The 17,736-nt window shown below is 65.2% G+C and carries 20 protein-coding genes; 3 read left to right on the top strand and 17 right to left on the bottom strand.

Annotation, left to right across the window (positions count from 1 at the left end):
* Nucleotides 1-73 precede the first annotated feature (73 nt).
* Nucleotides 74-1,249, top strand: a complete 1,176-nt coding sequence (locus tag LCH97_RS15175; RefSeq protein ID WP_227302421.1) for a PAS domain-containing protein — start codon at nucleotides 74-76, stop codon at nucleotides 1,247-1,249.
* A gap of 383 nt (nucleotides 1,250-1,632) precedes the next feature.
* Here the strand turns inward: LCH97_RS15175 and LCH97_RS15170 are convergent, their stop codons facing one another.
* The 3 genes from LCH97_RS15170 to LCH97_RS15160 all read right to left on the bottom strand — a co-directional run bounded on the left by LCH97_RS15170 (nucleotide 1,633) and on the right by LCH97_RS15160 (nucleotide 4,589).
* Nucleotides 1,633-2,160, bottom strand: a complete 528-nt coding sequence (locus LCH97_RS15170) for a response regulator transcription factor (RefSeq protein WP_227302420.1) — start codon at nucleotides 2,158-2,160, stop codon at nucleotides 1,633-1,635.
* Nucleotides 2,157-3,407 (bottom strand): ATP-binding protein, encoded by a 1,251-nt coding sequence (locus LCH97_RS15165; RefSeq protein ID WP_227302419.1) that lies wholly within the window; start codon nucleotides 3,405-3,407, stop codon nucleotides 2,157-2,159. The genes LCH97_RS15170 and LCH97_RS15165 overlap by 4 nt, the downstream gene beginning before the upstream one ends.
* 192 nt (nucleotides 3,408-3,599) lie before the next feature.
* Nucleotides 3,600-4,589, bottom strand: coding sequence for an isocitrate/isopropylmalate dehydrogenase family protein (locus LCH97_RS15160; protein WP_227302418.1), 990 nt, complete (start codon nucleotides 4,587-4,589; stop codon nucleotides 3,600-3,602).
* Between the two features lie 243 nt (nucleotides 4,590-4,832).
* Between LCH97_RS15160 and LCH97_RS15155 the strand changes: the two genes are divergently transcribed.
* Nucleotides 4,833-5,612 (top strand): ferredoxin--NADP reductase, encoded by a 780-nt coding sequence (locus LCH97_RS15155; protein ID WP_017508714.1) that lies wholly within the window; start codon nucleotides 4,833-4,835, stop codon nucleotides 5,610-5,612.
* Nucleotides 5,613-5,678: 66 nt separating this feature from the next.
* Here the strand turns inward: LCH97_RS15155 and LCH97_RS15150 are convergent, their stop codons facing one another.
* Complete coding sequence (locus LCH97_RS15150; RefSeq protein WP_227302417.1) at nucleotides 5,679-6,620, bottom strand: LysR family transcriptional regulator; 942 nt, start codon at nucleotides 6,618-6,620, stop codon at nucleotides 5,679-5,681.
* Between the two features lie 86 nt (nucleotides 6,621-6,706).
* Between LCH97_RS15150 and LCH97_RS15145 the strand changes: the two genes are divergently transcribed.
* Nucleotides 6,707-7,591: a DMT family transporter gene (locus LCH97_RS15145; RefSeq protein WP_227302416.1), complete on the top strand. Its 885-nt coding sequence runs from the start codon at nucleotides 6,707-6,709 to the stop codon at nucleotides 7,589-7,591.
* A 1-nt stretch (nucleotide 7,592) separates the two neighbouring features.
* Here LCH97_RS15145 and LCH97_RS15140 read toward each other — a convergent pair whose 3' ends face one another.
* The 13 genes from LCH97_RS15140 to cydB form a co-directional block, all read right to left on the bottom strand.
* Nucleotides 7,593-8,417: an EAL domain-containing protein gene (locus tag LCH97_RS15140; RefSeq protein ID WP_227302415.1), complete on the bottom strand. Its 825-nt coding sequence runs from the start codon at nucleotides 8,415-8,417 to the stop codon at nucleotides 7,593-7,595.
* A gap of 96 nt (nucleotides 8,418-8,513) precedes the next feature.
* A complete protein-coding gene (locus LCH97_RS15135; RefSeq protein ID WP_227302414.1) occupies nucleotides 8,514-9,443 on the bottom strand; it encodes a CysB family HTH-type transcriptional regulator in 930 nt (309 codons plus the stop codon).
* Nucleotides 9,440-10,516, bottom strand: coding sequence for a sulfate/molybdate ABC transporter ATP-binding protein (locus LCH97_RS15130; RefSeq protein ID WP_227302413.1), 1,077 nt, complete (start codon nucleotides 10,514-10,516; stop codon nucleotides 9,440-9,442). Before LCH97_RS15130 ends, LCH97_RS15135 begins: the two co-directional genes overlap by 4 nt.
* Before the next feature lies 1 nt (nucleotide 10,517).
* The gene (cysW, locus tag LCH97_RS15125; protein WP_227302412.1) at nucleotides 10,518-11,408 is read right to left on the bottom strand and encodes a sulfate ABC transporter permease subunit CysW; all 891 of its coding nucleotides are present in this window, start codon (nucleotides 11,406-11,408) and stop codon (nucleotides 10,518-10,520) included.
* Complete coding sequence (cysT, locus tag LCH97_RS15120) at nucleotides 11,408-12,247, bottom strand: sulfate ABC transporter permease subunit CysT (RefSeq protein ID WP_227302411.1); 840 nt, start codon at nucleotides 12,245-12,247, stop codon at nucleotides 11,408-11,410. The genes cysW and cysT overlap by 1 nt, the downstream gene beginning before the upstream one ends.
* Nucleotides 12,248-12,544: 297 nt before the next feature.
* Entirely contained in the window at nucleotides 12,545-13,024 is a 480-nt protein-coding gene (locus LCH97_RS15115) for an alpha/beta hydrolase (protein WP_227302410.1), read from the bottom strand.
* Nucleotides 13,024-14,025: a sulfate ABC transporter substrate-binding protein gene (locus tag LCH97_RS15110; protein WP_227302409.1), complete on the bottom strand. Its 1,002-nt coding sequence runs from the start codon at nucleotides 14,023-14,025 to the stop codon at nucleotides 13,024-13,026. The genes LCH97_RS15115 and LCH97_RS15110 overlap by 1 nt, the downstream gene beginning before the upstream one ends.
* 123 nt (nucleotides 14,026-14,148) lie before the next feature.
* Complete coding sequence (locus tag LCH97_RS15105; RefSeq protein WP_227302408.1) at nucleotides 14,149-14,616, bottom strand: hypothetical protein; 468 nt, start codon at nucleotides 14,614-14,616, stop codon at nucleotides 14,149-14,151.
* A 53-nt stretch (nucleotides 14,617-14,669) separates the two neighbouring features.
* Nucleotides 14,670-15,797 carry an NAD(P)/FAD-dependent oxidoreductase gene (locus LCH97_RS15100; protein WP_227302407.1) on the bottom strand — a complete coding sequence of 376 codons (1,128 nt, stop codon included), beginning with the start codon at nucleotides 15,795-15,797 and terminating at the stop codon, nucleotides 14,670-14,672.
* Nucleotides 15,798-15,814: 17 nt separating this feature from the next.
* Nucleotides 15,815-16,084, bottom strand: a complete 270-nt coding sequence (locus tag LCH97_RS15095) for a cyd operon YbgE family protein (protein WP_227302406.1) — start codon at nucleotides 16,082-16,084, stop codon at nucleotides 15,815-15,817.
* On the bottom strand, nucleotides 16,077-16,202 hold the full coding sequence (gene cydX / locus LCH97_RS15090) for a cytochrome bd-I oxidase subunit CydX (protein ID WP_227302405.1): 126 nt from the start codon (nucleotides 16,200-16,202) through the stop codon (nucleotides 16,077-16,079). The genes LCH97_RS15095 and cydX overlap by 8 nt, the downstream gene beginning before the upstream one ends.
* Nucleotides 16,203-16,227: 25 nt before the next feature.
* On the bottom strand, nucleotides 16,228-16,578 hold the full coding sequence (locus LCH97_RS15085) for a hypothetical protein (protein ID WP_227302404.1): 351 nt from the start codon (nucleotides 16,576-16,578) through the stop codon (nucleotides 16,228-16,230).
* Nucleotides 16,579-16,588: 10 nt separating this feature from the next.
* Complete coding sequence (gene cydB / locus LCH97_RS15080) at nucleotides 16,589-17,728, bottom strand: cytochrome d ubiquinol oxidase subunit II (RefSeq protein ID WP_227302403.1); 1,140 nt, start codon at nucleotides 17,726-17,728, stop codon at nucleotides 16,589-16,591.
* Between the last annotated feature and the right edge of the window lie 8 nt (nucleotides 17,729-17,736).

Raw genomic sequence — 17,736 nt, 5'->3', positions numbered from 1 at the left:
TATCTGAAAAGCATTGTCTTGTCAGGACAAATGGCTATCCTGAATATTGGTCATTTCGATAAAAGGTTGCCCAATGTCCTGCCTCCCCGACCCATCAGGGCTGGTAAACACCCTGCTGACTAGCGTGCCGATCGGCATTGCGGTGCTGGACGCCGATTTCCGCTACCTGCATATCAACCAGCGGCTGGCCGACTCCAACGGCCTGCCCCCTGAGGCCCACATCGGCAAACGCCCGCGCGACGTGATACCCGACGCCGGCCCGGCGCTGGAAGCCATCATGCTGGCGGTACAACGCAGTGGCGAGCCGCGCACGCGCTTTGCCGCCAGTGCAGAAATCCCCCCCGGCTCCGGCCAGCTGCGGCACTGGGAAGCCAGCTACCACCCGCTACCCATGCCAGACGGCCAGCCCTGCGGCATTGTGGCCATGGTAGAAGACGTCACCGCCCGCCACGAAGCCGAACGCGCCCAGCGCGAAAACGAAGGCCACCTGCGCCGCGTGCTGGACAACCTGTTTGCCTTTGTCGGTGTACTGGCACCGGACGGCACCTTGCAAAGTGCCAACCGCGCGCCACTAGAAGCCGCCGGCATACGCATCGAAGACGTACGCGGGCTGAAATTCTGGGACTGCCCCTGGTGGAATTATTCACCCCAGATCCAGGCACAGATACAACACGCAGTACTGCGGGCAGCCTGTGGCGAGGTATCACGCTTTGACGTGGTGGTACGCCTGGCGAACAACGCGCTGACACCCATAGACTTTATGCTGGCGCCACTGCGCGACGAATACGGCCGTATTACCCACCTGATTCCATCGGCGATCGATATCAGCGCGCGCCTGCGCAGCGAAGACGCCTTGCGGCAAAACGAAGCCCTGCTGCGCCAGGTAGTGGAAGCCATCCCTGACGGGCTGATGATGGTAGACGACGCCGGGCTGATCCGGCTGGTCAACAGCCGCATGGAAAGCCTGTTCGGCTACCCGCGCGCCACCCTGCTGGGGCAGCATTTTGGCTACCTGCTATCGGAAACCCAGCGCGAACAGCACCAGGACAAGATGAAGCACTATCTGCACGCCCCCGCGAGCCGCCAGATGGCAGACAGCCAGGTGCTGCAAGCCAGACGGCGTGATGGCAGCCTGTTTCCTTGCAAGATAGGTCTCTCGCCCCTGATTGTGGGGGGGAAGCCGCACGTGCTGGCATCCATTACCGAGCTGGATACAGAAGCCGCGGGCGGGCGCCCGTCGCAAAACTAGGTTCTACAGGGCGGGCAGGGGAATAGCGGGAGTAAACGCAAAAACGACGGGCAAAAAAAATCCCCTGAGGGTCCTCCACAGGGGCCAACACGAGGAAGAAACATCTCGCCGGCGAGGGGCCGACACGATGCTTCGAGGGGCTAACACCACAAAAACCTTTCGGCTTGAGTGCGGTGCACAATTTAACGCAATTGCTCTAGATTGTCCATGGTTTTATCAGGGACTTGGCAATAAGTTCCGCTGCGAAGTGGTGTATTTGTGCCGCAGGGCCAGCACGCCAAAGCCTTTATGCGAACGCCGTACACTGCTGGTGCCAGGCAGCCATTTGGCAAGCCGCCCCGGCAGCCGCCCGGCGGTGGCCTGCGCTCACGGCGCCTGCGAGCTCAGTTTTTGACCGGCCGCTTGGCCAGCATGCGCTGCAGCGTGCGGCGGTGCATATTGAGGGCGCGGGCGGTGGCCGATACATTGCCGTCGTGCTCGGCCAGCACGCGCTGCAGATGCTCCCAGCTCACGCGCTTGAGCGACATGGGCTGCGCGGTAACGTCCTGCTCGGGGTTGGCCGCCACCTGGCCCAGTGCGCCCAGGATGTCATCCACGCCAGCCGGCTTGGACAGATAATTCACCGCCCCCAGCTTCACCGCCTCTACCGCGGTGGCAATGCTGGCGTAGCCGGTCAGCACCAGTACGCGCGCATCGGGTGCTTTCTCCAGCAGCTGGGGCAGCAGGCGCAGGCCGCTTTCGCCGGCCAGGTTCAGGTCCAGAATGATCTGCGGCGGCGCTGCCGCCGCCACTTCGGCCAGCGCCGCATCAGGGTTGGCCGCATGGCGCACCGTATAGCCGCGCCGCGCCAGGCTGCGCGCCAGTACGCCGGCAAACGCCACGTCGTCATCAATAATCAGCAAGTCGTTCATGGTGTATCCAGTGGCAGGCGCAAGGTGGCGCGTACACCGCCCTGCGGGTCGTTATCCAGGTTCAGTTCGCCGCCCAGGTGCGACAGCGTGACGTGCGACAGCATGACCCCCAGGCCCAGGCCGGCGGGCTTGTTGCTGTCCAGCGGCGCCAGGCCGGCACGCGCCAGCTGGGCGTCGCTCAGGCTGCCGCGGCGGTTGTGTATTTGCAGCGTCAGCCAGCGCTCGTCGCTGGCCACCGTCAGCTCCACCTCGCCGCCGCCCGCCTCGGCAGCGTTATTCAGCAGGTTGAAAAACGCCGGCCAGAAGCGCGGGTCGAACGCCACCATCGGCCCGCCTTGCAGCAGGCCGTGGCGCAACAGCTTGACGTCCGGGCGGCTGGAATGCCAGCCCTGCAGGCGCTCGTCCAGCGCCTCGCACAAGGGCTGCGGCGCCGGCCGGCTTTCTGCACCGGCTTTCAGCCTGGCCAGCGCGTCGCGGCATACCGCCAGCTGGCTGTGCATCAGCTGCAGGTCTTCGATCAGCGCGGGCGGCGTGGTGTAGCTGGCCAGCATGTCGTCGCACAGCAGGGTCAGCGTATTGAGCGGTGTAGACAGCGTGTGCGCCGCCCCGGCGGCCTGCACCCCTAGCGCCACCAGCTGTTCGTCGCGCAGCTGTGCCTCGCGCGCGGCGGCCAGCGCCGCCTCGCGCTGCGATAGCTGCCAGGCCAGGTAGGACACAAAGCCGGTCAGCAGCGTGACCGACACGGCAAAGGTGATCCACATCCCCACCAGGTGCAGCTGGAAAGCGTAGGCGGCATCGCTGCCTGCCAGCGGCCACGGCAAGTGCCAGACAAACAGCAGGCCATAAGCCATCAGGCTGATGATGGCCAGCGCCCAGGCGCGCGCCGGAGGCAACAGCAAGGCGCCAAACAAGACCGGCGGCAGGTAAAGCGAGGCCAGCGGGTTGGCCGCACCGCCGGTAAAGGCCAGCATTTCGGTGAGCACGACCATATCGGCCAGCAGGCCCAGGCTGATCAGGCTGCGCACCTGCCAGCCCTGCGCCGCCAGCCATGGCGTAGCCAGATTCAGCAAGGCGAGCGTGAGCCAGGCCTGGCCCAGCAGCACCAGCGGCAATACCAGGCCAGCGAGCTGGCCCAGTACGATCAGCAGCAAGGCGGCCAGCAGCATGGCCCAGCGCAGCTGCAGCAGGCGCTGGTGAACCAGTTCGAGGTTGGCCGCAAACAGGGCCGGAAACACGGTGGGCATCATGGCGGCACTTTACCATCCGGCATGGCCGCCGGCGCAGGGCTGCGGCATTTTGTCGCGCACAAAAAAGAAAGCCGCCCTCTTGGAGTAGGGCGGCATCAAGTGTTCTATTCGCATGCAGGGGCGCCCCCCTGCCAGACACAATGTAATGCATGGCCAGCGCCAGCGGAATGCGACACCTTGCCGCAGGGGCGGCTACAAGGCAGCCATCACCGCATCGCAGAACGCTGCCGTGCTGGCACTGCCGCCCAGGTCCGGCGTGCTTGTGCCGCTGGCCAGTACGCGCTGCACCGCTTGCTCCAGCTGCATGGCTGGCGCGGGCAGATGCCAGTGATGGCGCAGCAGCATGGCCAGCGACAGCAGGCTGGCTACCGGGTTGGCCACGCCCTGCCCGGCAATATCCGGCGCACTGCCGTGCACCGGCTCGGCAATAGCCACGCCCTGCCCCAGGTTGAGCGACGCCGCCACGCCCAGGCCGCCGCCAAAAGCCGCCGCCAGGTCGGACAAAATATCGCCGTACAGATTGGGTGCCAGCAACACGTCGAAGGCCTGCGGTGCCTGCGCCAGCTTCAAGGCGGCAGTATCCACCAGCATTTCGTCCACCTGTAGCTGCGGGTAGCGCGTGGCCACCTCGCGCGCGCAGTCGCGAAACAGGCCGTCGGTCAGCGGCAGGATATTGGCCTTGTGCACGATGGTGACGCGGTGGCACCCGCCGGCTGCCGCCAGCGCAAACGCGCTCTCGGCCACACGCAGCGACGCGGTGCGGGTGATGCGCTTGATGGCGGTGGCGGTGTCGCCATCGCTGTGCTCCTCGCCCACGTACAGGTCTTCGGTATTCTCGCGCACGATGAGCACATCCAGCCCCGGCAAGCCGCAGCCGGGCAGGCTGAGGGTTGGCCGCAGGTTGGCGTAGCAGCCCAGCTGGCGGCGCAGCTGCACAATGGGCGAGCGGTAGCCTGCCACCGCCCGCGCCGGCGAGCTCACCGCGCCAAACAGCACCGCGCCGCAATCGCGCGCGGCGGCCAGCGTGGCATCCGGCAGCGCGGTGCCCTGTTGCTGGAAAGTGGCCCAGCCGGCGTCGGCGGTGACTGTTTGCAGTGCCGGCAGCAGGCTTTGCAGCACGCGTACCGCCTGCGGCACCACCTCTTGCCCTATGCCGTCACCGGCAATCACGCACAGTTTCATCGCACTTTCTCCCTGTTGTTGTTGCAGGGCAACATAGCGCGCCGCGTGTAGGTGTGCAACTACAGGCTGTCTGACACCCTGACAGCTTGCTGCAGCAAGCTTATCGAGAACTTATATCATTATATAAATTGATCAACATCAAAAAACGCAATAAAGACAGAACCTTTCCGTCCAAGCAGTTATTTGCAAGCTGCGGTAGAATACGCGCTTGATGATTTTTGCCTGTATTCAAAGACAATCCACATGGCTACTCTTTCGACCGAAACCGTCCTGTCCGTCCATCACTGGAACGACACCCTGTTCAGCTTCACCTGCACCCGCGACCCGGGTCTGCGTTTCATCAACGGCCAGTTCGTGATGATCGGTCTGGAAGTGAACGGCAAACCGCTGATCCGCGCCTACTCCGTGGCCAGCGCCAACTGGGAAGAGCACCTGGAGTTCTACTCCATCAAAGTGCAAAACGGCCCGCTGACTTCGCGCCTGCAACACCTGCAGCCTGGCGACAAGGTAGTGATCTCCGGCAAACCGACCGGCACCCTGGTACAGGACAACCTGCTGCCTAACGCCAAGCACCTGTTCCTGCTGGCAACCGGTACCGGCCTGGCCCCGTTCATGTCCATCATCAAGGACCCGGAAGTGTACGACCTGTACGACAAGATCTTCCTGATCCACGGCGTACGCTGGGTGAACGAGCTGGGCTACCACGACTACATCACCAAAGAGCTGACCGAGCACGAGTTCCTGGGCGAGATGATCAGCGACAAGCTGGTGTACTACCCTACCGTGACCCGCGAGCCGTTCCGTAACCAGGGCCGCCTGACCGACCTGATCAAGAGCGGCGAGCTGGCCAAGCAGCTGGGCATCCCGCAGCTGAACCCGGAAACCGACCGCGCCCTGCTGTGCGGCAGCCCGGCCATGCTGGAAGACACCTGCCATATTCTGGAAGACCTGGGTTTCAAAGAGTCGCCACGCATGGGCGAGCCAGGCCACTTCGCGATCGAGCGCGCTTTCGTCGAGAAGTAAGCGCCGGCCTGCGGCCAACCCTGCACACCCCGCCTTGGCGGGGTGTTTTGCTTTGTGGTGCCGCGGTCAGCCCGCCGGCAAACTGGCCGCGCCGTAGCCCTGCTGCGTGGCCACGCCCAGCAGGAAATCCACCACGGCGCGCACGCGCGCCGAGCGATAGCGGTCAGCGTGGTAGACCAGCCAGCTGGTGCCCTGGTAGCGGCCCAGCAGCTGCCACTGCGGCAGCACGGCCAGCAGCCGGCCATCGTCCAACGCCTGGCGCGCGGTAAAGTCGGGCAGGCTGGCGATGCCCATGCCCCACTCGGCGGCCTCGCGCCGCATCTCGCTGTGGTTGCTGGCGTAGCGGCCACGTACGTTTACCACCACGCGCTCGTTATCGCGCACCGCGCACCATTCGTCGTCGCCGGCCTGCTCGGCCAGGTGCAGGCAGCTGTGGCGCACCAGCTCAGACGGGTGCTGTGGCGTACCGTGTTCGGCCAGATAGGCCGGCGCCGCGTACAGCTTGGTACGTACCACCATGAACGGCCGCGCCACGTAGCCGGCAGGCGGGTCGCCCAACCGCAGCGCAATGTCTACGCCGTCGGCAATCAGGTCGCCAGGCTGGTCATTCACCTGTAACTCCAGCGCCAGCTGTGGATAAGTCTGCAAAAGCAACGGTAGCTGTGGATGAATGATCTGGCGCAAGGCCGCCTTGGGTGCGGCCAACCTCACCCGCCCTGCCACGGTACTCGCGTGCCGCGCCGCGCCATCGCAGGCCGCCCGCGCCGCGTCCAGCATGCTGCGCGCGTGGCGTACCACTTCCTGCCCGCCGCTGGTCAGCCGCAAGCGCCGCGTACTACGCTCCAGCAGGGTCAGGCCCAGCGCCGCTTCCAGCCGCGCCATCTGCCGGCTTACCGCCGACGGCGTACTGCCCTGTAGCCGCGCCGCCGCGCTGAACGAGCCTGCCTCTACCACGTCCACCAGCACCGCTAGGTCCGGCAGCAGTGACAGCAGTTCATTTGTTCTCATCGCGCACAAATCCTTTGCCTGAATGGCCGATTATCAGCCTGCATGGACAGTTTCATACTGGGCCACACACAAGACAAGGAGAAATCATGCCGACCCGCCGCTCGCTACCGCCCGAGATGCTATTGCTGCTGACTGCCGTGATCTGGGGCAGCAGCTACAGCATGGTGAAGACCGCGCTGGCCTACTACCCGGTGGCCGGCGTCATCGCCATCCGCTTTTTGCTGACGGCTGCCCTGCTGCTGCCGTACTGGCTGCGCTTACCGGCTACCCAGCGCGCCGCCACGGTACGGGTGGCGCTGCCCACCAGCGTGGGCCTGCTGGCCATCTTTCTGGCCGAAACCGCCGGCGTGGCGCACACCAGCGCCGGCAAGGCGGCGTTTCTGGTCAGCCTGTGCCTGCTGCTGACGCCGCCGGTGGAATGGCTGTGGCTGGGCAAACGCCCCGCCGGCAAGCTGTGGCTGGCCGCCATCGTGTCGCTGCTGGGTACCTGGCTGCTTACCGGCATGGCAAGCGGCGGGCTGAACCAGGGCGATGCGCTGATGCTGCTGGCCGCGCTGATCCGCGCCTTCCAGAGCTGTTTGGCCACGCGGCTGACCGCCGGCAAAGGCATAGACATGCTGGGGCTGACGGGGGTACAAGGCCTGCTGGTGGGCGCTGCCGCGCTGGCGCTGGGCCTGCTGCAGCCGGGCGGGCTGCCCGCACTACCGCGACAAGCCGACTTCTGGCTGCCGATGCTGTTCCTGACGCTGTGCTGCACGCTGTTTGCGTTCTGGGCGATGAACCGCGCACTGGCAGCGAGCAGCCCCAGCAAGGTGGCGCTGCTGCTAGGCAGCGAGCCGCTGTGGGGGGCCTTGTTTGCGGTGAGCTGGCTGGGCGAGCCGCTGGCGGCCAGCGGCTGGCTGGGCGGGCTGATGATTGCCGGCGCCGCGTTGTGGCTGGCGTGGCCGGCACGGCAGACTGCCGTCGCCTGAGTCAGGCCGGTAGCGCCTGCGCCGCCAGCAAGCGCGGCGACGGCTCGCCGTACAGATAGCCCTGCAGCAGGTCGGCGCCGGCATCCAGCGCCAGCGCCTGCTGCACGGGTGTCTCGATACCCTCGCACACGACTTGGGCGCCCAGCTCCTGGATCAGCCGCACCAGCACCGGCAGCACCTTGGCCGCCCGCGGGTTTTGCGCCGCCTGCGCTGTCAGGCTGCGATCAAGTTTGACGATATCCGGCTCCAGCGCCCACAGCCGGTCGAAGTTGGAATGGCGGGCACCAAAATCATCGATGGCAATGCGAAAACCCTTGGATTTATAGGCTGCAATCGCTTGCTGCAACAAGCCAAGGTCATCGACGCTGGACTCGATAATCTCCAGCACGACCTGTTTCGGCGTCAGCCCGCAGTAGGCCAGCAAAGCCTCGAAAGTAGCGCCGTGGCGGCCGCTGGCAATGCCCAGCAGATGGCGACCGTTCACGTTCAGATACAGCGCCTGCTGTTGCGGCTGCTGGGTCAGAAAATTGACGCTATGAATGACGCGGCACAGCCGGTCCACGCCGATCACGTTGTGGCTGTCGTCCAGCGCGGCAAAAAAGCGGTCTGGCGCGATGCGCCGCCCCTGCGGGTCGCTCACACGCAACAGCGCCTCGTAGGCCACCACCTGGCGCTGGCGGTCGAACAGGGGCTGGTAGTGACTATCCAGCCGCAAGTGGCCAAGCCGGCCAAAAGCGCCGTCGTCGTCAAAAGCCAGCTGCGGCCCGGCACCGTGCTGCGAACGGCCCCAGATCTCGAAATAGCTGACCAACCGTTGCAGGTTCAACGCAATGCCTCGCTAGGGAAAATGGCTGCGGCCAAGGTTGGCCGCAGGGTAAGGCCCCGCCGGTAACCCGGCTGAGGCCATGACGCGCACGGGTGCTCAGTCCTGCACCGCCGGCAGCAATGCCTGGCGCACGGTGTCTTCGTCCAGTGCGGCCGAGCACAGCTCGATAAAGCGGTAGGCGTAGCTGCGCAGGTAATGGCCGCGGCGGATGGCCACGCGGGTGGTCTGGTGGCCGAACAGCGGCGCGCCTTCTACTACCTGTACCTGGCTGTCGCGCTGCGCATCCACCGCCATCGAGGCGATGATGCCCACACCCAGCTCCAGCTCCACGTAGGTTTTGATCACGTCGGCGTCCAGTGCCGCCATCACGATATCCGGTGCCAGGCCAGCGTCGGCGAAGGCGCGGTCGATCTGGGCGCGGCCGGTAAAGCCCTGGTGGTAGGTCACGATCGGGTACTCGGCCAGCGTTTCCAGCGACAGCGCCTGCCCGTGCAGCGGGTGCGCAGGCGGCGCAATCACCGCGTGGTGCCAGCTGTAGTACGGGAAGGACACCAGCTCCGGCACCTCGGCCACCGCTTCGGTAGCGATGCCGATATCGGCATCGCCAGCCAACAGCAGGCGTACCAGCTCGTCCGGGCTGGCCTGGTGCAGCACCAGGTGTACGCGCGGGAAAGCTTTCTTGAACGCCGTCACCACCTTGGGCAGCGCATAGCGCGCCTGGGTGTGGGTGGTGGCGATGGTGAGCTGGCCCTCGTCGCGCAGGCTGAACTGCTCGGCCAGGCGCTTGATATTGCCGGCGTCCAGCAGCATGCGCTCCACGATCACCAGCAGCTCTTTACCGGGGTCGGTCAGACCCAGAAAGCGTTTGCCTTTGCGGATGAACAGCTCCACGCCCAGCTCGTCTTCCAGGTCCTTGATGTGTTTGGACACGCCGGACTGCGAGGTAAACAGCGCGTTGGCCACCTCGGTCAGGTTGAAGTTCTGGCGCACCGTTTCACGGATGATGCGAAGTTGCTGGAAGTTCATGCGGCACCTGCGGTTTCGGGTTGGGCAAACACGCGCACCTGGCGCGGTTGCAGGCGCACGGTCTGGCCTGCGGCCAACTGTGCCACAAGCGGGTTGGCCGCGTGCAGTTCTACGTCAAAATGCTGGCCGGCTACGTCGGCCAGGCCTTCCAGCTCCACACGGGTCAGCGCGCCCAGCGTCAGCACGCGGCTGATGCGTGCCGGAATGCCGCTGGCGTCCGCCTGCAGCACGATGTCCAGCTCGTGCGGGCGCACAAAGGCAACGACTTTACCGTGCTCCGGCTGCGCCTCGCCGGTAAGCGTGCTGGCACCGACGGCGATGCCGCCGGCGCTGCTGCTGCCTTCAAAACGGTTGGCCGCACCCAGAAAGCCGTACACGAACGGCGTGGCCGGCTGGCGGTACACCTCGGCCGGGCTACCGATCTGCTCGACACGGCCGTGGTTCATCAGTACCACGCGGTCGGCCACTTCCAGCGCTTCTTCCTGGTCGTGGGTCACAAAAATGGAGGTGATGTGCAGCTCGTCGTGCAGGCGGCGCAGCCAGCGGCGCAGCTCTTTGCGCACCTTGGCGTCCAGCGCGCCGAACGGCTCGTCCAGCAGCAGCACGCGCGGCTCTACCGCCAGGGCGCGGGCCAGCGCAATACGCTGGCGCTGGCCGCCGGACAGCTGCGCCGGGAAGCGGTCGGCCAGCCAGTCCAGCTGCACCAGGTTCAACAGCTCGTGCACCTTGCGCTTGATCTCGGCCTCGGACGGGCGTTGGCCGCGCGGCTTCATGCGCAGGCCGAAGGCCACGTTATCGAACACGGTCATGTGGCGGAACAGAGCGTAGTGCTGGAACACAAAGCCCACCTGGCGCTCGCGCACGTGGGTGTCGGAGGCGTCTTCGCCGTCCAGCAGCACCTTGCCACTATCGGCCTGCTCCAGGCCGGCGATGACGCGCAGCAGCGTGGTCTTGCCGCAGCCGGACGGGCCCAGCAGTGCCACCAGCTCGCCGGCGGGGAAGTCCAGGGTCAGATTGTCCAGCGCCACGAAGCTGCCGAACGCCTTGTGAATGTTTTGTACCTGAATGCTCATCTCAATCCTCCTGCACCAGGCTGTTGCTGGCACGCCATTCCACCCAGCTCTTCACCGCCAGCGTCACCAGCGCCAACAGGGCCAGCAGCGACGCCACGGCAAAGGCAGCCGCGAAGTTGTACTCGTTGTAAAGAATTTCCACGTGCAGCGGCAGGGTGTTGGTTTCGCCGCGGATATGGCCGGATACCACCGACACCGCGCCAAACTCGCCCATGGCGCGTGCATTGCTGAGGATCACGCCGTACAGCAACGCCCAGCGCACATTGGGCAGCGTTACGTACCAGAACACCTGCCAGCCACGCGCCCCCAGCACCACGGCGGCTTCTTCTTCCTCGCGCCCCTGCGCCTGCAGCAGCGGGATCAGCTCGCGCGCCACAAACGGCACGGTGACAAAAATGGTGGCCAGCACGATGCCGGGCACGGCAAAGATCACCTTGATATCGTGCTCGGCCAGCCACGGGCCAAACCAGCCGTGGCTGCTGAACACCAGCACGTAGATCAGGCCGGCCACCACCGGCGACACCGAAAACGGCAGGTCGATCAGCGTGATCAGCAACTGCTTGCCACGGAAGTCAAAGCGGGTGATGGCCCAGGCAGCGGCCACACCGAATACCAGGTTCAGCGGCACCGAGATGGCGGCGGCCAACAGCGTGAGCTTTACCGCCGACAGCGCGTCCGGCTCTACCAGCGCGGTGAGGTAGGTATCCCAGCCCTTGGCCAGCGCTTCGACAAACACCACGATCAGCGGCAGCAGCAAGAACACGGCAAAGAAGCCCAGCGCAATGGTGAGGATGGTGTACTTCACCCACGGCGCCTCGCGCGTGGCCTGGCGGCTTTCCAGCAGCCCTGCCTTATCGTGCTGTACAGACAGCGAAGAAACAGCACCGGCCATTACGCACTCCTTCCGTTACGGCGTGCCTGCCACGCCTGCAAACCGTTAATCGCGAGCAGCAACAGGAACGACGCCACCAGCATGACGCTGGCGATGGCCGTGGCGCCGGCGTAGTCGTACTGCTCCAGCTTGCTGATGATCATCAGCGGGGTAATCTCCGACACCATCGGGATGTTGCCGGCGATAAAGATCACCGAGCCGTACTCGCCTACGGCGCGGGCAAAGGCCAGCGCAAAGCCGGTCATCAGTGCGGGCTGCAACACCGGCATAATCACGTGGCGGAAGGTCTGCCAGCGGTGCGCGCCCAGGCTGGTGGCGGCTTCTTCCAGCTCGGTTTCCATGTCTTCCAGCACCGGTTGCACCGTGCGCACCACAAACGGCAGGCCGATGAACACCAGTGCCACCAGCACGCCCAGCGGGCCAAACGCCACCTTGATGCCCAGCGGCTCCAGGTACTGGCCCAGCCAGCCGTTACCGGCGTACAGCGCGGTCAGCGCAATACCGGCCACCGCGGTAGGCAGTGCAAACGGCAGGTCCACCAGCGCGTCCACCAGCTTCTTGCCGGGAAAGCGGTAGCGCACCAGCGCCCACGCCAGCAACAGGCCAAACACGGTATTGATGGCCGCGGCCAACAGCGCCATGCCAAAGCTCAAACGGTACGAGGCCAGCACGCGCGGCGCGGTAACGGCGTGCCAGAACGCCTCCAGCGGCAACTCGCTGGCGCGGATGAACACGGCGGATAGCGGAATCAGCACGATCAGCGACAGATAGGCCAGGGTGTAACCCAGCGACAGGCCGAAGCCGGGCAACACGCGGGGGAGCGTAGCGGCGCGGCTCATAGGGGGCGTCCTTGCAGTGGCGACATGGTGGTATCCGGTGGTTGATATAACGGAAGACAGCATATTGGCCGCTGCTTTATTCCAGAAATAAGGATTTCTTCGTTACTTATTCAATAAGCAGAAAAGGCACGCTGGCTGTTATCGCTGGCCAAACCGGTCCAGCCACGCTCACTGGCCACGCAAGCGCGTCGGGGGCGACACAAGCGGGTGCCAGTGGCTGGCATCAGGCAGCAGAGCGCGGCGCATAAGCAGATTGGGGGGATAGCCGGCAGGCACGCCTGCGACGGCCAGGGCGCGCTAGCAGTCGCCGCCAAGCGGCTGTGCGGCCAACCTGGCCAAAGCAGCAAACAAGGGGGCAAGCTCGGCCAGCGCATCGTGGCTCTGCAACAGGTGCAGGCGTGCCTGCCACACCGAGGCCAGCGTGGCCGCCTGTGTCAGGCGCGGATGGCGCGGGTCGGGGCGGTGGCACACCACCAGGGCAGGAAAGGCCAATGCCCGCTCGTGGCGGGCGTCGCCATCGGGGGAAAGCAGCAAGGCAGCACGGCAACGCGGGTCAGCGCGCACCGCCTGAAGGGCCGGCAGGCAATCAATGCCGTGCGCCAGCAGGATAAACGGGGGCGTGCTGCCGGGTGGCAGGGATGGTGGTGGCGCACCCTGCCCTGCTACGGCCAGTGCACCATCCAGCAAAACACCCTGCCGGCGCGCCAGCGCCAGCAGGGTGTTGCCATCGGACTGGTGGCTGTCAGCCAGCACCAGCAAGGGCAAGGATGAGGGCATTAGCGCACCTGGATCTGGTCGAACACGCCACCGTCGTCGAAGTGGGTTTTCTGTGCCTTGGTCCAGCCGCCGAACAACTGGTCGATGGTGAACAGTTTCACCTTGCTGAACTTGTCGGCGTACTTGGCGGCCACCTTGGCGTCACGCGGGCGGTAGTAGTTGGCCGCGGCCAGCGCCTGGCCCTCCGGGCTGTACAGGTACTGCAGGTAGGCCTCGGCCACCTTGCGGGTACCACGCTTGTCTACCACCTTGTCCACCACGCTTACCGGCGGTTCGGCCAGAATCGACAGCGACGGGGTAACGATGTCGAACTTGTCCGGGCCCAGCTCCTTGGTTACCAGGTAGGCTTCGTTTTCCCACGCCAGCAGCACGTCACCGATACCACGCTGGGTGAAGGTGACAGTGGCACCACGGGCGCCGGAATCCAGCACCTTCACGTGCTGGTACAGCTGCTTGACGAATTCACGCGCCTTGGCGTCGGTGCCGCCCGGCTGTTTCAGCGCGTAGCCCCAGGCCGCCAGGTAGTTCCAGCGCGCGCCACCGGAAGTTTTTGGGTTCGGCGTCACCACTTCCACACCCGGGCGGATCAGATCGTTCCAGTCCTTGATGGCCTTGGGGTTGCCCTTGCGCACCAGGAACACGATGGTGGAGGTATACGGTGCCGAGTTGTTCGGCAGGCGCTTTTGCCAGGTCGGCGGAATCAGCTTGGCTTCGGTATTCAGCGCGTCCACGTCGTAACCCAGCGCCAGCGTCACCACGTCGGCTTCCAGGCCGTCGATCACGGCGCGTGCCTGCTTGCCGGAGCCGCCGTGCGACTGTTTGATGGTGACGGTCTCGCCGGTCTTGGCTTTCCACTGTTTGGCAAAGGCGGCGTTGAAGTCCTGGTAGAGCTCGCGGGTCGGGTCGTAAGACACGTTCAGCAGCGTAACGTCGGCCAGGGCGTGGCCGGCCAGGGCAAACAGCAGGGTGGTAGCAGTAGCAAGGCGGGTAAGGCGCGTCATGGTGTATCCCCATCAGTGAGAGTGCGATGGGGGAAATCTAGCCAAGCCTGCCGCCGGCCAGAACCAAGAAAAACTGCTTTGCTTATCAAGCATTCATCGATAAGCAATGCAGCTTGCGGCCAACTAGCGCGCCAGCAAGGCCGGCAAGGCGCCCACATCGGCCAGGTAATGCACGGCGGCTACTTTGCCACCTTGCAGCGCCAGCACGGTGAGTTTGCCGGCTTCGCGCGGCAATATGGCTACGTTGGCCGCATCGCGCGCCAGCCACACCGCAAAGGGCAGCTCGCGCATGGCCGGCACGGCAAACAGCCGCGACACCAGCGCCGGCATGCGGTTGATGTCGGCCACGTACACCACACCATCGCGCTGCGCCGCCGGCAGTGCGGCCAACACCGGGTGCAGCGCGTCACTGACGGCGCGGTCGTGGCTGAACAGCAGCCAGCGCGTGTCGGCCGCTAGCGTGTGGGTTTTATCGAACTGGTCGGCCAAGGCCAGCGGCGGCAGTGCATCGCCCACGTCAAGGTTGGCCGCTATCGCGGCCGGGCTCAACAACAGACACAGCGATAACAGGGCAAACAGGCGGCGCAGCATGGCAGGGCTTTCAGATGAGAATGGCTCGCAGCATAGCACGAGCGAGCTACTCCCTAGCGCAAGGGGCGCAGGTAAAACCACTCGAAGCCGCGCTTTAGCCAGTGCAAGGGCCACAGTGCCGGCAATACGATATTGCGGCGCTCACTACGGTAAACCAGCATGCCCGCCCCGAGGGTGTCCACAATACACACCAACTCCGCTTTGAAAGGCTGGCGGGCCGTCTGCCCGGCCAGTTCGGCTGCGATATTGGCCGCAGCAGCCTGCGCTTGCAGATCAGCCTGGTGCGCCTGTTTGGGTAGCCAGGCCGGGCCGGGAAACGATCCGGCATCGCCAGCCACCCAGACACCGGGATGACCCGGCACCTGGCAGTATGCGTCGGCTTCTATCATGCCGCCCGGGGAAAGCGGCAGGCCACTGTCAGCCAGCCACGCCGGGCCGGTAATACCGGGCATGAACAGGATAAGGTCGGCGTGCAGGCTGCCGGCTGGCGTGACCACCTTGTCGGCCTCGAAGCGCACCAGCGGGTGCCCAAGATGGGTAGCAATATCTCGGCGCTTCATCTCTGCCAGCAAACCGTCTACCGCCTGCTCGCCCAGCCGCGCCCCGGGGCGCGGTGACGGGCTGAAGAACAACAGCTGAAACTGATCGCGCCGCCCTTGCTGACGTAGCCAGCTATCGATGATGAACAGGTACTCGAACATCGGGCCGCCACGCATGGCCCCTTGTTCTGCCGGGTTAGTCGAGAAACCGACAGCAATGGTGCCGCCCTTCATCGACTGTAATCGGCTGGCAATGGCCTCGGCGCTCTCCAGGCCGGCACACGGGATGTACGCATGCTCGATGCCCGGCAGGCCACGCAGAAAGCGGCCACCGCTGGCAATCAGCAACTGGCTGTTGGCATGCTCGCCCTGGTCGGTTTGTACCACACGACCACCTTCGCGCAGGCCGGTGACACTGGCCTGTATGTATTGCACTTGATGTCGGCGGAAAAACGTACCCAGTGGAATGCGCAGCTGCGCCGCACGGCGCAGCCCGGGCGCCAGCCAAATGCTGCTGGGCAGATAATGCAGCTCATCGCGCGGCGCAATCACGGTGATGGGCAGCTGCACCCCGCGCCGGCGCAAACTGCGAATGGCGGCCAGCGCGGCAAACCCCGCTCCGATGATAGTAATCCCTTGCATGCTGCTTCCTTAAGCGTTCAATTGATCAGCACAATGCGCCACAGTGCCGCCAGCAGCGCCAGCCACATCGCCGGCAAGCCCAGCAGCCCGCGCGGCAGCCAGTGCTGCGGCACAAAGCCGACGCCACGCACCAGCCCGGCCGACATCGCCCACATCAGCAGCATGGCCGCCGGGTGGTCGGCCAGCCCTTCTTGCGTGGTGAGCCACTGCGGCTGCAGGCTGATGCCCAGCATCAGCCCTACCCCCAGCAGCAAGGCCAGCGGCCGGATGCGCGCCGGCTCAGACACCGCCCTGCCCCGGCACACTGCGCTGGGCGCGGTCTTGCTCGTACTCGCCCCACATCGCGTTCAACACCCCCAACAGCACCGCAAAGCCGATGCCTAGTACCCAGGCGAAATACCACATGATGTTTCCTTTCGATCCAGCGTGTTTAATCCAGTGAATGACAAAGCTGCTTGCCCGGCTGCACTACCGGCAAACACTGCCCGGCCAGCCAGGCAGCCACCGCCAGCAGCGGCTCGCGTTCCTGCGTTTGCGCCAGCGTCATGCCGGCTGCGGCCAACCGTTGCGCCAGCCCTTGGCCGCCGCCGGCGGCCAGGATGACCTGGCAGTCGGCCAGCGGGTGGCCGTGCAAACTGGCCTGGCGCAGCATGGCGCTGGCCGGCAGCAACAGCAGCTGCGGTTCCGCCAGCCCGCGGCTGTCCACCAGCACAAAGCGGGTGCACTTGCCGGGGTGGGCGCTCACCTCGCGCCCGTTCTGGCAACACACGGCTATCTTCATCGCGGCGGCCTCAGTAAGCGCTATGGCTGTTTTCGCGCACATAGGCGGCGGTGACCTTGCCGGCCATCACGCGGTAAGCCCAGCGCGTATACAGGATGATGAGGGGCATGAAGATCACGGTCGCCCCCAACATCAACCCCAGCGTCAGCTGGCTGGACACGCTGTCCCACACCGTCAGGCTGGACGCCAGATGGCTGGACGACGGCATGATGAAGGGGAACAGCGACATGCCGGCGGTGCCGATAATGCCGGTGAGCCCCAGCGCGCTGGCCCAGAAGCCGGCAAAGGTGCGGCCAACCCTGGCCAGCAGCACGGCACCGATCAGGCCGGCGTAGCCCAACAGCGGCAGCAAGCTGGTGAGCGGCCAGCGCTGGTAGTTGGCCAGCCAGACACCGGCTTCACGCGCCACGGTCTTGGCCAGCGGGTCTGGCAATGCGCCGGTGTGTACCACCGAGGTAATGGCGTAGCCGTCTATGCCCTTGGCCAGCCAGATACCCGCCGCAGTGAAGCCCAGCAGCGCCACCAGTACACTGCCCTGCAGCGCGCGGCCGGCGCGGGCCTGGATATCGCCCTCGGTACGGTGCATCAGGTAAATGGCGCCGTGGGCAGTGATCATGGCGCTGGACACCACGCCGCACAGCAAGGCAAACGGGTTCAGCAGCGCCCAGAAACTGCCCTCGTAGTACGGCACCAGGTTGTTATCGAAATGGAAAGGCACGCCCTGGAACAGGTTGCCGAAAGCCACGCCGAAGATCAGCGGCGGCACAAAACCGCCGATGAACAGGCCCCAGTCCCACACCTTGCGCCAGGCGGGGTTGTCGATCTTGCTGCGGTAATCAAAGCCCACCGGGCGGAAAAACAGCGCCCACAGCACGGCCAGCATGGCCCAGTAAAAGCCGCTGAACGCGGTGGCGTACACCAGCGGCCAGGCGGCAAAGATAGCGCCGCCACCGGTGATGAACCATACTTGGTTGCCGTCCCAGTGCGGGCCGACGGTATTGATCACCACGCGGCGCTCCACGTCGTCTTGCCCGACAAAGGGCAGCAGCGTGCCCACGCCCATGTCGTGGCCGTCCATGATGGCGAAGCCGACCAGCAGCACGCCAACCAGCACCCACCAGATGATTTTCAGGGTTGTGTAATCCAGCATGATGACTC

Source organism: Vogesella sp. XCS3 (genome assembly GCF_020616155.1).
Classification (GTDB): Bacteria; Pseudomonadota; Gammaproteobacteria; order Burkholderiales; family Chromobacteriaceae; genus Vogesella.
The sequence above is the reverse complement of the archived record's forward strand: the minus strand, read 5'-3'. Positions and strand labels throughout refer to the sequence as shown.

Bases quoted from the DNA above. Each gene is read 5' to 3' on its own strand.
- LCH97_RS15175 (WP_227302421.1), top strand. From the start codon at position 74: ATGTCCTGCCTCCCCGACCCATCAGGGCTGGTAAACACCCTGCTGACT.
- LCH97_RS15170 (WP_227302420.1), bottom strand. From the start codon at position 2,160: ATGAACGACTTGCTGATTATTGATGACGACGTGGCGTTTGCCGGCGTA.
- LCH97_RS15165 (WP_227302419.1), bottom strand. From the start codon at position 3,407: ATGATGCCCACCGTGTTTCCGGCCCTGTTTGCGGCCAACCTCGAACTG.
- LCH97_RS15160 (WP_227302418.1), bottom strand. From the start codon at position 4,589: ATGAAACTGTGCGTGATTGCCGGTGACGGCATAGGGCAAGAGGTGGTG.
- LCH97_RS15155 (WP_017508714.1), top strand. From the start codon at position 4,833: ATGGCTACTCTTTCGACCGAAACCGTCCTGTCCGTCCATCACTGGAAC.
- LCH97_RS15150 (WP_227302417.1), bottom strand. From the start codon at position 6,620: ATGAGAACAAATGAACTGCTGTCACTGCTGCCGGACCTAGCGGTGCTG.
- LCH97_RS15145 (WP_227302416.1), top strand. From the start codon at position 6,707: ATGCCGACCCGCCGCTCGCTACCGCCCGAGATGCTATTGCTGCTGACT.
- LCH97_RS15135 (WP_227302414.1), bottom strand. From the start codon at position 9,443: ATGAACTTCCAGCAACTTCGCATCATCCGTGAAACGGTGCGCCAGAAC.
- LCH97_RS15130 (WP_227302413.1), bottom strand. From the start codon at position 10,516: ATGAGCATTCAGGTACAAAACATTCACAAGGCGTTCGGCAGCTTCGTG.
- cysW (WP_227302412.1), bottom strand. From the start codon at position 11,408: ATGGCCGGTGCTGTTTCTTCGCTGTCTGTACAGCACGATAAGGCAGGG.
- cysT (WP_227302411.1), bottom strand. From the start codon at position 12,247: ATGAGCCGCGCCGCTACGCTCCCCCGCGTGTTGCCCGGCTTCGGCCTG.
- LCH97_RS15115 (WP_227302410.1), bottom strand. From the start codon at position 13,024: ATGCCCTCATCCTTGCCCTTGCTGGTGCTGGCTGACAGCCACCAGTCC.
- LCH97_RS15110 (WP_227302409.1), bottom strand. From the start codon at position 14,025: ATGACGCGCCTTACCCGCCTTGCTACTGCTACCACCCTGCTGTTTGCC.
- LCH97_RS15105 (WP_227302408.1), bottom strand. From the start codon at position 14,616: ATGCTGCGCCGCCTGTTTGCCCTGTTATCGCTGTGTCTGTTGTTGAGC.
- LCH97_RS15100 (WP_227302407.1), bottom strand. From the start codon at position 15,797: ATGCAAGGGATTACTATCATCGGAGCGGGGTTTGCCGCGCTGGCCGCC.
- cydX (WP_227302405.1), bottom strand. From the start codon at position 16,202: ATGTGGTATTTCGCCTGGGTACTAGGCATCGGCTTTGCGGTGCTGTTG.
- LCH97_RS15085 (WP_227302404.1), bottom strand. From the start codon at position 16,578: ATGAAGATAGCCGTGTGTTGCCAGAACGGGCGCGAGGTGAGCGCCCAC.
- cydB (WP_227302403.1), bottom strand. From the start codon at position 17,728: ATGCTGGATTACACAACCCTGAAAATCATCTGGTGGGTGCTGGTTGGC.